We start from the raw sequence: 12,382 nt of genomic DNA, 5'->3' as shown, positions 1-12,382 counted from the left end.
GGTGCTCCAGGGTGTGATGGATGAACGAAACGAACGCTGAAAAACTAGAGGGCGAGACTGCCGACGCTGGTGCCGCCGCAGACGTACAGGACCTGCCCGGTGACGAAGCTGTTTTCGGGCGCGGCAAAGAAACGCACGGCGCGTGCCACGTCGGTCGATTCGCCGAGGCGCTTGACGGGCACTGAGGCCGCGAGCGCGCGTTCCTTCTCGCTGCCCGCCTCGACCACGTCGTAGAACATGTCGGTACGGATAGGACCGGGCGCGACCACGTTCACCGTGATGCCGTCCGCCGCGAGCTCGAGCGCCCAGGTGCGTGCCATGCCCAGCATGCCGGCCTTGGTCGCGGAATAGCTGGTTCGCGTAGCCAGGCCCAACGCCGCGCGAGACGAGAGCAGCACCACGCGGCCGAAGCGCTGTGCACGCATCGCGGGCAATGCACCTTGCACGAGCTGGATCGCACAGCCCAGGTGCAGGTCGACGAGCGCATCGAGATCGTCCAGCTTCACCTCAGGCAGAAGCGCGGGGCGGATCACGCCGGCGTTGTGCACGATGGTGGTCGGTTCGAAACGCGCGACCAGCTCGCGCACCGCCTCGCCCGTCGCCGCCCGATCGCTCAGGTCGACCTCGATGCTGTGCAGCTTCGGGTGATCAATCTCGGCCTTGCGGCGCGCGAGCGAGACCACTTCGTAGCCCTGCGCGAGCAGGTCTTCGCAGATCGCCTTGCCGATGCCCGCGCTGCCGCCGGTGACGGCAGCGACCTTCGGCGTCATGCCTGCGCTCCCACCAGAGCCAGCACGCGCAGCGGGCTGCCGCTGCCCTTCTCGATCTTGAGCGGCGGGCAGATCAGCACCGCACCCGATGGCGGCAGCAGGTCGAGATTGCTCAGGCACTGCAGGCCGTAGCGGCCTGCACCATGCATGTAGTAGTGGCACGGGTAAGGCGGCCGCAGGTGATAGCCCTGGCCCGCGTCGGTGCCGATAGCCTCTGAGCCGAAGCCGAGCACGTCGCGCTGCTCCACCAGGAAGCGCACGGCCTCGGTGCTGGGGCCGGGCGTGTGCTGGCCGGTTTCGTCGAAGTTCTGGTACGCCTCGGGATCGCTGCGCTTGGACCAATCGGTGCGCATCAGCACCCAGGCCCCCTTGGGAATGCGGCCGTGCGCGGCCTCGTAGCGTTCGATGTCGGCCACGCTCAGCAGGTAATCGTCGTTCGCCTGTACATCAGCCGAGCAGTCGATCACGCAGGCCGGCGCCACGAAGTGCTGCACGGGAATGGTGTCGACCGAGTTGTTGGGCAGGTCGCGGCCCGAGATCCAGTGGATCGGCGCATCGAAGTGCGTGCCGGTGTGCTCGCCGCACGAAAAATTGTTCCAGTACCAGGCCGGGCCGCGCTCGTCGTACTTCGACACTTCTTCGATGCGGAAGGGCCAGCATTGGCCCATCTCAGGCGGCAATGCGATCTGCGGGAACTCGGGTGTGAGCGTCTGCGTGAGGTCGATCACGCGGATGCGGCCGCTCGCCATGGCGGTCACCAGGCCGCCGAGGATCTCGGCGGCGGACATCAGTTCGGTGGTTGTCGTCATCGTGGGTTCCTTCTTCAGCCGCCTGCAGCCAGTTCGCGTTCGAGCACCTTCGGGTTGTCGCGCCAGCGCTCCAGCCACTCCTGCGCCACATCGCCGGGGTACACGTCTTCCACCCCATCGCGCAGCGCCTTCACGATGGCGTTGGCCAGCGCGGTGGGCGCCAGCTTGGGCGGCGGCGTGTGCTGGTTCCATTCGTCGTCGATGGGGCCGGGGAACACGTTGATCACGCGGATGCCGGCCGGGCCCATCTCGGCGCGCAGGCACTGCGCGAGCGAATGCGCCGCCGCCTTCGATGCGCTGAAGGTGCCGTGCGGCGGGAAGTTGCTGAGCGAGTAGATCGACAGCAGGTTGACCCACGCCGTCGCGCCCGTGGCGCCGTCGGCCGAGCGGCCCTTGAGCGCAGGGCCGAACTCTTGCGCGAGGCGCAGCAGGCCGAAGTAGTTGATGTCCATCTCGGCCTTGGCCACATCGGTGCCGCGGCGCGCGCCGATGCCGAAGGTGCGGTGCACCTCGGCGTTGTTGATCACGATGTCGACCTTGCCGCCGATGGAGCCTGCAAGCTCGGTCACCTGGCGGCCGTTGGTGAGGTCGAGCGGCACGAGCGTCACCTGCGGCAGCGCCGAGATGTCGTCGAGCCCATCGCCCATCTTCTTCCAGGGCTCGGCATGGCCGACCCAGACGATGTCGGCGCCGGCTTTTACCAGCGCACGCACGATGGCCTGGCCGGTCTCGGTCTTGCCGTCGGTCACCAGCACCTTGCGGAACTTGGGATCGCTGGTCATCTCGCGCAGCATCTTGTCGTCGGCCATGTGGGGACTCCCTTCATTCGGAAAACCAATGAGAACGGCTTGGCCGGCGCGGTCGAGCCGGGCGCTGACACGGACGCGCGGTAGCGCGTCCCCTCCGGGTTGCCCGCGCTGGGGCGCGTCGCCGACCTCCCCATGCAGGTGGACCATGAGCGTCGGACCGGCATCCAGGTGCACCAGCCCCAGCCGCCAGGGCAGCCGCTCGCGGAAGAACAGGTCGTTGCTGTGGTGCAGCGTGGTGCTGCCGAGCAGTTCGCCCTCGCCGCTCTGCGTGCGCCAGCGCAGCGCGGCGGAGAGGCACTTGTGGCAGACCTCGCGCGGCGGGTACTGCACGGTGCCGCAGTCTTCGCAGGTCTGCAGCTCGAAGCGGCCTTCGGCGGCGGCTGCGGTGAGGCCGAGCGCCACACGGCCGCGCGCGCCGGGCGGCAGGTTCATCTGCCGTGTGCGCAGCACCGGGTTCTTGCGCGGGGGGCGCATCAAAGGCATCGTCATGCGGGTCTCCCCAGGATGACCGCGCCTGTGCACAGGCAGCGGTCGTAGGTCACCATGCCGAAGCCGGCGACGAGGCCCAGCTGCGCGTCGGGTACCGCGCGCTTGCCGGCTTGGCCGGTCAGCTGGCGGATCGCCTCGACCATGCCGAGGAAACCGCCTGCCGCGCCGGCCTGCCCGGCCGAGAGCTGGCCACCGCTGGTGTTGTTAGGAAAGCTGCCGTCGAAAGTCATGGTGTGCGACTGCACGAAGGCCGGGCCTTCGCCCTTCTCGCAGAAGCCCAGGTCTTCGAACTGCATCATCACGATGACGGGGTAGTCGTCGTAGGTCTGCACGAAGTCGAGTTGTGCGGGCTGGACGCCGGCCTGCGCATACAGGTCGTCGCGGTCCATGCGCCAGCCGCCCTGCACCATCACCGGGTCTTCGGCATAGGCGTTATGGCGCTCGATGGCGCCGCGGATCACGGCGTGCGGCAGGCCCAGGTCGCGCGCGCGCTCCTCGCTCATCACCAGGAAGGCGTCGGCGCCCGCACAAGGCATCACGCAATCGAAGAGGTGGATGGGGTCGGAGATCGGCCGCGCAGCCATGTATTCGTCCAGCGTCAGCGCCTTCTTGAACATCGCATTCGGATTGCCGAGCGCATTGGTGCGCTGGTCCACGCAGATGCGGCCGAAGTCTTCGCGCCTGGCGCCGTAGGTGCGCATGTAGTTGGCGGTGATGAACGCGAAAATCGAGTTCGGTCCGCCCGAGCCGTAGGGGTAGCTCGCATCGCGCGCGAAGTTGCTGAAGCTGCCGAGCGTCTGGCGGAAGGAGTCGACATGGTTGGTGTCGGCGCCCACGCAGGCGACGATGTCGGCATCGCCCGCCTGCACGGCGCGCGCGGCGCGGCGCAGGCACATCACGCCCGAGGCGCCGCCGGTGGGCACGTGGTCGAGCCAGCGCGGCGAAAGCCCCAAGTGCTGAGTGACGCCCACGGCCGTGTCGGGCGCGAGCGAGAAGCTGCTGAGGCACAGGCCGTCGATCTGCTCCTTGGCGACGCCGCTGGACTCGACCAGCGCCTCGATGGCCTGGCCGATGAACCAGTGCGCGGTGCGGGTGGAATAACGCACGTAGGGCACCGTGATGGGCACGGCGACCGCAACGCCTTCGTAGGAGAGCCGTTGCCTGGTCATGCCTGCCCCACTTGTCTTTTCTTCATCGAGCGGGTGTCGATGCAGTGGCCCTGCCCCGGCAGCGACTGCGCCATCTCTCGCAGTTGGCCGCGCTGGATCTTCTGCGACGGCGTGAGCGGCAGCGCATCGACGAAGGCGACGTAGCCCGGCGCCTTGTAGTAGGCCAACTGCGCGAGCGCGTGCTGCACGATGCTCGCTGCGATCTGCTCGCGCTGCGCGGCATCGGCGCCCTCGCGCATCACGATGCAAGCCAGCACCTCGTCGCCGCGCACCGCATCGGGCGTCGCGGCCACGGCGGAGGTCTTCACCGCCGGATGCTGGTTGAGCACGCTCTCGACCTCGACGGCCGAAATGTTCTCGCCGCTGCGGCGGATCACATTCTTCTTGCGGTCGACGAAGAAGAAGTTGCCCTGGGCATCGCGGCGCACAAGGTCGCCTGTGTGGAACCAGCCACCCGCCCATGCTTCACGCGTCGCCTCTTCGTCCTTCAGGTAGCCGGAGAAGAAATAACGCTGCGGGTCGTCGCCGGCCGAGCGCACGAGCAGTTCGCCCGGCACGTCGGTACCGACGTCGCTGCCGTCCTCGCCCACGAGGCGGATCTGCACGAAGTTTTCCTGCCGGCCGAAGCAGCTCGTGCCCACTAAACGCGGCTCGCGGTTGGCCATGATGCAGGCGGCCGCGCCGGTCTCGGTCATGGCCCACGCCTCCACCAACGGAAAGCCGAAGCGCTCCTCGAAGGGTGCATGGTTCTTTCGGTCCACACCGGCGCCGAAGCCCCAGCGGATCGCATGGTCGCGGTCTGCGGCAGACGGCGGGGCCGACAGCAGCATCGCAGGCATCACGCCCAGGTAGTGAACGATGGTTGCGCCGCTCTCGCGAGCGCTTGCCAGCCATGTCTTCGGATGGAACCGGTCGAGCTGCACCAGGCAGCCGCCTGCCACCAGCACCACCATGGTGGAGAACGCCATCGCGTTCATGTGGTTGAGCGGCAATGGGGTGATGACGCGCTCGGCATTGGGCCGGATGCTGCAGACGCCATCGAGCGCCGCGTACCACTCGCCCGCACGCAGGAAGTAGGCGTTGCTCAGGATGCAGCCCTTGGGTCGGCCAGTTGTGCCCGACGTGTAGAGCAGGCCGCATTCGGTGCCGGCGCCGATGGGTTCGTGCGACCGCGGCGCGGCGGTGCTGGCTCTGGGCACAGCGTCGTCGGGTCCCATGGTTTCGAAGGGCACGCCGACTTGCGCAGCGGCTGTGCGCAGATCATTCGCGCGTTCAGGCAGCGTCACCGCCAGGCCGATCTCGCTGTGGCCGATCAGGTACACCAGTTCAGCCGAACGCATTTCGGCATTGATCGGCACCACGCTCACGCCCAGCGCGTTGAGCGCGAACCAGTGGAAGAGAAACGCCGGCCGGTTCTCCAGCAGCAGCCCCACTCGATGGCCGTGGCCGTAGCCGGCTTTCGCGTAGGCAGTGCGAAGCCGCTCGACCTCGGCGGCTGCCTCGCCCCAGCGGATGGCACCGGCCGGAATGCCGTAGGCGGCAGCGGTCACCGACTCGGTGAACAAGAACTCGGCCTGCGGCGTTCGCTTGGCAGTTGCCGCAAAGACTTGATGGACGGTGCCGAAAACGGTGGAGTCTTGCATCGCGTCCCTAGATGAAGAGCTGCACGGCAGGCAGCGCCGCGTCGCAGTTGAGCAGGTTCACGCGCTTGAGCGTCATGCGCAGCGCGCCGTCTTGCACCGTGAGGTAGTGGAAGAAGGTGCCGACGTAGAACTGCAGTTCATCGCCCTGCGATTCGGTGTAGTGGAACTCGGTGCGCACCACGAAGCGGTTGCCTTCGGCGTCGAAGGTCTCGACCACCGGCACCTGCAGCAGGTGGTGGCAGCGGCTCGGCGGCTGCTGCGAGAAGGCACGCGGGCTCTTGAGGCGCTCAATGCGCAGTTCGCGCAGCAGCTTGTCTTCGTAGAGGTGCGAGGTGTGGTTGAGCCCGTCTTCCTGGTCGGGCACCAGCGGCACCCAGTAGAAGGCGTCGTCGGTGAAGAGCGCGTTCCACTCCTCATAGCGACGGGTGTCCAGCAGGCGCGCTTCGTTCACGACGAAGTCGATCAGGTCCTGGCGGGTGATCTGGGTCGAGATTTCGGCGCCGGCCATCACATCGTCTCCGTCATGCGCTGCACCCAGCTGCGGTACTGGTTGCGCATCGGCAGTTCGTTGGTGCCGCCCGTGGTGATTTCGCCGCCCTTCAGCTCCGACGCGTCGTAGTCGCGATGCAGGCTGACCCATTCGTTGCCGCTCGCATGAAGCCCGGCCTGCATGCCGCGGTAGGCCTGCAGGTCGTCGTGACCCACCACCGAGAACGGCGAGTTGATGAGCCGGTTGTACATGGTGGTGCGCTGCAGCAACTCGGGCGGCGCGCCCTTCAGGCGGAAGGTCCAGCTCTCGATCAGCGTCTTGTCGGCAGAGATCGGCTTCACCACGCGGATCGCCTGGATCGCACCCTTGATGGTGAGGTTCGGGTAGTACACGGTGTTGTGCCGTGCCATGCCGAGGATCTGCGCGGTTTTTTCTTCGCCGTAGCGCGCCTTCATGGCGTCGTCGTACTCGGGAATTGCCTTGTACTTGCTGTGGATGCTGAAGTGCACGCCCGTGAAGCTGTGGCCGTGGTCGTAGGTGCGAATGCCCATGTCCTCGAAGAACTTGTAGTCGGACATGAAAGGCACGAACTGCTCCACGGCCATGGGCTTGGGCTCGTCGGCGGGCTTGTCGGCCCACATGCGCTTGGCGGTGCCGGCCGACGATTCGTGCGCCACCATCGGGTGCATCGTGTCGTTGAGGTTCTCGACGAACATCTTCCAGTTGCACTGGTGCATGAAGCGCAGGCAACCGCCGGCAATCTCGAGCTCGCCTTCCGGCGAGCGGTCGGCCATGTTGTCGATGGAGCTCAGCGAATCACCGAAGTACTCGTCGAAGTCGGGTCCCGCATCGTTGATCTTCACGAAGATGAAGCCGCGGTAGCTGCGCACATGCTTCAGCGTGGTCAGGCCCTTGGCCGACTCGCACTCGTGCAGCGCCGTGTTCTCGTAACCGGTCTTCAGCGGAATCGCCAGCAGCGATCCGTCGGTCTTGAAAGTCCATGCGTGGTACGGGCAGCGAAAGAACTTGCCGGTGTTGCCGCACGGTGCGCTCACCAGGCGCGAGCCCTTGTGGGCGCAGCGGTTCATCATCGCGCGCACGCTGCCGTCGGTGTGGCGCACGACGATCAGCGGGCGGCCGGCGATCTCGTTGCTGATCCAGTCGCCGGGCTTGGGCAGTTGGCTCTCATGGCCCACGTAGTTCCATGTGTTGGCAAAGAAGTGCTCCTGCTCGAGCTCGAACAGTTCCTGGCTGGTGTACAGGTCGCGATGCACGCGGTCGTTCTGCACGAGTGCGCGCACGGCTTCGGGGTTGTCTCGGTACGAAGGCATGGTTCTCGTGGCTCCTTCACATGTCGAGCACCAGGCGCGCACCCTTGGCGCGCGAGATGCAGATCTGCATGACGTTGCCCTCCGCCTTCTCGCGGGCGGTGAGCACGTAGTCGCGGTGGTCGATCTCGCCTTCGAGCACTGGCACGGCGCACACGCCGCATTCGCCGCGTTTGCAGTCGAACATCGGGTCGCACCCGTTGTCGATGAGGCAATCGAGAATGCTCTGGTCGGCCGCGACGGTGAAGCGCTGGCCCGATTGGGCAAGTTCCACCTCGAAGGGCTGGTCGCCCTCTTCCGCGACCGGCTCCGTAAAGAGTTCGAAGTGCACGCGGTCATGCTCCCAGCCGCGCGCCTGGGTGCGGGCCAGCACGGCGTCGAGCATGACCTTCGGGCCGCAGACGTAGAGGCGGTCGCCGGCCGGCACATCGTCGAGCAGCGCATCGATATCGAGCGGTGCGCCGGCTTCGGCGTCGGCATGCACGCGCAGGTCGTCGCCGAGCAGCGCCTGGAGCTCGGGCAGGAAGGCCATCAGGTCGCGGCTGCGGCCGGCGTAGTGCATGCGCACCGGCGCCTCTTCGGCGCGGCGGCGCGCGGCCATGGTGGCCAGCGGCGTCACGCCGATGCCGCCCCCCACCAGCACCGAGCCGCCGGGACCGGTGTGCAGCGGAAAGTCGTTCTTCGGCGCCTCGATGGCGAGGGTGTCGCCCTCTTTCAGCTGCTCGTGCATGAAGCGCGAGCCGCCGCGGCCTTCGGCTTCCTTGCGCACTGCGATCACATACTCCGTGGGGGCGTTCGTCGCGTTGCGCGTTGTCGCGAAGTTGATCAGCGAGTAGTGGCGCCAGTCGGTCTTGCCATCGGGCAACTTCACCTGAACGCGGATGTGTGCACCGGCGGCAAAGCCGGGCAGCGGGCGCCCGTCTTCCGCGCGCAGGCGCAGCATGCGGATGAGCGGATTGAGTTCGCGCGCTTCGGCAACGCGAAGCTGGAGCGTGGCGGTGGGTGCGGTCATCGTGCGTCCGTTGTCTCTCTTCAGGCCAGTGCGTGCTGCGCGAGCGCGGCTTGCAGCTTGTGGCCGTGCTCGTCGGCAAGCGCGGCGTCGCGCAGTTCGCGCAGGGTGGCGGGCGCGAGCCGGGGTCCGGCGCGTTCCACCGCGCGCATCACGGTGTCGTAGTTGCGGATGGCGCGCTCATGCGTGTCGCTGTAGCCCTTGACGAGGCGCTGGCACTGCGCGAGCTCCACCGCCAGCTCCGGGTTGTGCCCCGCGGCGGCGGCAATGCGCTGCAGCCACTCCTCGATGCGGCGGTTTTCCTCGGCATAGCGCATCGTCGACAGGCGCCAGCGCTTGCATGCCGCAACCATGCGCAGCATCAGGTAGCCGTGCAGCGAGCTGGTCTGGATCACCCGGCCGTGCTGCGTGAAGCGCTCGACGAGCTTCTTCGGCCATGTGGAGTTCATGAGCCAGCGGCCGATGCCGCCCGGCAGCGTCTCGCAGATTTCCTGCAGGCGCGGATGCATGTATTCGTTGATGGCAAGCACCTGGCCGGGCTGCACGCGGGCCTCGCCGCGCACGCGCTCGAAGCGGGTCGCGCGGGTCTTGAGCGCGGCAACGCGGGCGGTGTCTTCATACGACATCCAGAGCGCGAGGTGGCGAGCCGTTTCGCGCAGCAGGCGGTGGGCGCTGTCGCCGGGCAGCGCCGCGATGGCAGCCATGCGGTCGAGGTAGAGGCCGGCATAGGCCGGGTCCTGGTAGTCGATGAGGCGGCGCACGCCTTCGAGCAGGAAGTCTTGCGCGGCGAGCGGAAAGTCGCGCTGCACGCGCTCGACCAGCGCACGCACGGCCGGGTGACGTGGTTGCGGAGTCGGCACAGCCGCGGCGGCTTCCGGCGGTGTCTCACCATCGTCGCCGGCCTGCGCGCGAGCGAATGCACCGCCAAAGGCCTTGAGGCTGGGCTTGACGCCCACGCCGCCGCGTTCGATGGTCGCTTCGAACTGCGCGCGGCTGAATGGCAGCACGCCCGATCCCGCCAGCGCACCGAACAGCACCGCGCTGATCACGCTGCCCGAGGCTTCTGCGGCCTGCGCCATGTCGAAGCGGATGAAGCGCTTGGCGGCCCGAGCCGTGTGCGCGAGCAACTGCGTGCTGTCGACGCGGCCGTCGCCCAGCGCGCTTTTCTCGGCAATGGAGAACACGCGGTGCGTGGATGCGATGAGGGTGGTGCGGTCGCTGGTGACCAGCCCGCGCTGCACCGCGCGGCCCGCTTCCATGAGTTCCGATGCGAGCACCACGTCCACGTCGCCAGGCAACGGCATCAGCGCCAGCACGGGGCGGCCGCCATCCGATTCGGCCTGCGCCGCTGGATAGAGCTCGACGTAGTAGATGGTGGCCCCCGTGCGCTGCGCCACGCCCGGAACCGAGGTGGTCTGGGCGACGTAGCCGTTGGCTTCGCCCATGTCGACGATCCAGTCGGCGAGCACCCCGCCGCCCTCCCCGCCCATGGCGAGGATCGCGATCTTGATAGGTTGGGCCTTGGTCGTCATCATCGCTTCAGAAGGCATAGGCTTCGCGGCGGCGCGCCTCGCCGCGCTGCAGCCAGCCGATGACGGCGCCGCGAACGCGTTCGCGCAGCTTGTCCCAGCCTGTCGGGTTGCTCACGACCTGCGCCTTGTAGAACGAGGGGCACAGCACGGCGGCATGCGAAACATCTCCGCAGTTGCCGCAGCCCACGCAACTGTCGAGCACGGTGGCAACGGGATCGACGCGCAGCGGATCGGGGTTGGGCTTGATGGAGAGCGACGGGCAGCCCGACAGGCGGATGCACGAGTGGTCGCCGGTGCAGGTATCCGAATCGACGCCGAACTTCTCGCGCACCATGCGCTTGCCGTCGGCAATGGCCTTGCGCACGAGCGGCTTCTCGCGGCGCTGCTTGTTGAGCATGCACTCCGATTGGGCGATGAGGACCTTCGGCCCCTTCTTGGTGGTGGTGAGTGCGTCTTTCAGCGCATCGCGCATGCCCGCGACGTCGTAGGTGCGGCGCATTGTTTTTACCCACTCCACGCCGACGCCGCGCACGGCACGCTCGATCTCGTGGCCGGTGCTGCGGGTCTTGTTGATGGCGTTGGACGAAAGGATGTCCTGCCCGCCGGTGGCCGAGGTGTAGTTGTTGTCGACAATGATGGTGAGGTTGTCGCTCTTGTTGAACACCGCGTTGGCCACGCCGCTCGTGAGGCCGTTGTGCCAGAAACCGCCGTCGCCCATCATCGAGATGGCGCGCTTGCCGGCGGGTGCATTCAGCGCCGCCGCACCGGCACCGCCCAGGCCGTAGCCCATGGTGGTGTTGCCGATGTTGAAAGGCGGCAAGATCGAGAACAGGTGGCAGCCGATGTCGGCACTCACATGATGCGCACCGAGTTCGCGCTCGACCAGCTTCATCGCGCTGAAGATCGGGCGCTCGGGGCAGCCGGTGCAAAAGCCCGGCGGGCGCGCATGCACGACGTCGCCGAGCGCTGTGGACGGCATGGCCGGCTCGGGTGCCGCATCGACGCCGATGGCGGCGACTTCCTTCAGCGGGATCACCTTGCGCACCGGCGCAGGCACGGGCAGCGGTGCAAGCCGCTCGTAGCGCTCGCAGAAGGTGCGCGCGCCCTTCAGCAGCTCGGACGCCGTGTACTCGCCCGCCACGGGCAACATGTCCTTGCCGTGCAGCACGGTCGTGGAGCCCGCTTGCCGCAGGATGGTCGCTAGGTTCTGTTCCACGAAGTTGGGCTGCCCCTCTTCGACGATCAGCACCGCACGCTTGCCTTCGCAGAAGCGGATCACTTCGCTCTCGATGACCGGGTAGGCCACGTTCATCACGTAGAGCGGCACCTGGGTGTTGCCGTACACGTCGGCCAGGCCGAGGCGCTCCAGCGCGCGCAGCAGCGTGTTGTAGCTGCCGCCCTGCACGATGATGCCGATGTCGTCGGCGTCTTCGGAGAAGAACTCGTTGAGCTTGCGCTCCTCGATGAAGCGCACGGCGGCGGGCCAGCGGTCCTTCACCTTTTCTTGTTCATGCACAAAGCTCGCGGGCGGCAGCACGATGCGGCTGACGTCGCGCTGCGGGTTCTCCAGCGCCTCTTGCAGCGTGAACTTGGCGCGCTTGTTGTCGCCTGCAACGAAGTGCCCGTGCACATGGCAGGCGCGGATGCGCAGCTGCAGCATCACGGGCGTGTTGCTGGCCTCCGAAAGATCGAAGCCCGTTTTCACCGCATCGACGATGCTCGGCAGGTTGGGCCGCGGATCGAGCAGCCAGATCTGCGACTTCATCGCGAACGCGTGGCTGCGCTCCTGCATGATGGAAGAGCCTTCGCCGTAGTCTTCGCCCACGATGATGAGCGCGCCGCCGGTGACGCCGCCCGAGGCCAGGTTGGCCAGCGCGTCCGACGCGACATTGGTGCCCACGGTGGCCTTGAAGGTGACTGCGCCGCGCAGCGGATAGTTGACCGAAGCAGCCAGCGTGGCTGCGGCAGTGGCTTCGCTTGCGCTGTTCTCGAAGCGGATGCCCTGCTCGGCCAGGATGTCCTGCGCATCGGCCAGCACGTCCATCAGGTGCGAGATGGGCGCGCCCTGGTAGCCGGCCACATAGGAAACCCCCGATTCGAGCAAGGCCTTGGTGACGGCCAGAATGCCTTCACCGCGGAACACCTCGCCACCGGAAAGTCGCAGCTTCTTGACTTCTTCGACGAATGAACGCTCAGCCATGTGGGTCCTTCTTCTTTCTCGTGGGAGGATGCGCTTCAGGTGCCACATCACGCTTTCTATAATGTTGACAAATGAATGTATCCACAATCATGAATTACCCTAGACATGCAAGCAGCGTGCCTGCGGCCGGTATG

At 67.0% G+C, this 12,382-nt stretch carries 10 protein-coding genes; all 10 read right to left on the bottom strand.

What is annotated here, in order from left to right; genetic code table 11:
• Nucleotides 1-44 precede the first annotated feature (44 nt).
• Genes V9K97_RS07400 through V9K97_RS07355 form a run of 10 tightly spaced genes read right to left on the bottom strand, consistent with a single transcriptional unit; the run spans nucleotide 45 to nucleotide 12,248 of the window.
• Nucleotides 45-770, bottom strand: coding sequence for an SDR family oxidoreductase (locus tag V9K97_RS07400; RefSeq protein ID WP_337317277.1), 726 nt, complete (start codon nucleotides 768-770; stop codon nucleotides 45-47).
• The gene (locus tag V9K97_RS07395) at nucleotides 767-1,579 is read right to left on the bottom strand and encodes a cyclase family protein (protein ID WP_337317275.1); all 813 of its coding nucleotides are present in this window, start codon (nucleotides 1,577-1,579) and stop codon (nucleotides 767-769) included. Before V9K97_RS07395 ends, V9K97_RS07400 begins: the two co-directional genes overlap by 4 nt.
• Before the next feature lie 14 nt (nucleotides 1,580-1,593).
• Nucleotides 1,594-2,877 carry an SDR family NAD(P)-dependent oxidoreductase gene (locus V9K97_RS07390; protein ID WP_337317273.1) on the bottom strand — a complete coding sequence of 428 codons (1,284 nt, stop codon included), beginning with the start codon at nucleotides 2,875-2,877 and terminating at the stop codon, nucleotides 1,594-1,596.
• Complete coding sequence (locus V9K97_RS07385; protein WP_337317271.1) at nucleotides 2,874-4,046, bottom strand: thiolase family protein; 1,173 nt, start codon at nucleotides 4,044-4,046, stop codon at nucleotides 2,874-2,876. Before V9K97_RS07385 ends, V9K97_RS07390 begins: the two co-directional genes overlap by 4 nt.
• Nucleotides 4,043-5,689, bottom strand: coding sequence for an AMP-binding protein (locus tag V9K97_RS07380; RefSeq protein ID WP_337317269.1), 1,647 nt, complete (start codon nucleotides 5,687-5,689; stop codon nucleotides 4,043-4,045). Before V9K97_RS07380 ends, V9K97_RS07385 begins: the two co-directional genes overlap by 4 nt.
• A 7-nt stretch (nucleotides 5,690-5,696) precedes the next feature.
• The gene (locus V9K97_RS07375; RefSeq protein ID WP_337317268.1) at nucleotides 5,697-6,197 is read right to left on the bottom strand and encodes an aromatic-ring-hydroxylating dioxygenase subunit beta; all 501 of its coding nucleotides are present in this window, start codon (nucleotides 6,195-6,197) and stop codon (nucleotides 5,697-5,699) included.
• Nucleotides 6,197-7,510, bottom strand: coding sequence for an aromatic ring-hydroxylating dioxygenase subunit alpha (locus tag V9K97_RS07370; RefSeq protein WP_337317266.1), 1,314 nt, complete (start codon nucleotides 7,508-7,510; stop codon nucleotides 6,197-6,199). Before V9K97_RS07370 ends, V9K97_RS07375 begins: the two co-directional genes overlap by 1 nt.
• A 16-nt stretch (nucleotides 7,511-7,526) precedes the next feature.
• Nucleotides 7,527-8,519: a PDR/VanB family oxidoreductase gene (locus V9K97_RS07365; RefSeq protein WP_337317264.1), complete on the bottom strand. Its 993-nt coding sequence runs from the start codon at nucleotides 8,517-8,519 to the stop codon at nucleotides 7,527-7,529.
• Nucleotides 8,520-8,539: 20 nt separating this feature from the next.
• Nucleotides 8,540-10,048 (bottom strand): indolepyruvate oxidoreductase subunit beta family protein, encoded by a 1,509-nt coding sequence (locus V9K97_RS07360; RefSeq protein ID WP_337317350.1) that lies wholly within the window; start codon nucleotides 10,046-10,048, stop codon nucleotides 8,540-8,542.
• Nucleotides 10,049-10,055: 7 nt separating this feature from the next.
• The gene (locus V9K97_RS07355; protein ID WP_337317262.1) at nucleotides 10,056-12,248 is read right to left on the bottom strand and encodes an indolepyruvate ferredoxin oxidoreductase subunit alpha; all 2,193 of its coding nucleotides are present in this window, start codon (nucleotides 12,246-12,248) and stop codon (nucleotides 10,056-10,058) included.
• Nucleotides 12,249-12,382: the final 134 nt, after the last annotated feature.

The sequence above is a fragment of the Variovorax sp. CCNWLW186 genome (assembly GCF_037203865.1).
In the GTDB taxonomy this organism is placed as follows: domain Bacteria; phylum Pseudomonadota; class Gammaproteobacteria; order Burkholderiales; family Burkholderiaceae_C; genus Variovorax.
The sequence above is the reverse complement of the archived record's forward strand: the minus strand, read 5'-3'. Positions and strand labels throughout refer to the sequence as shown.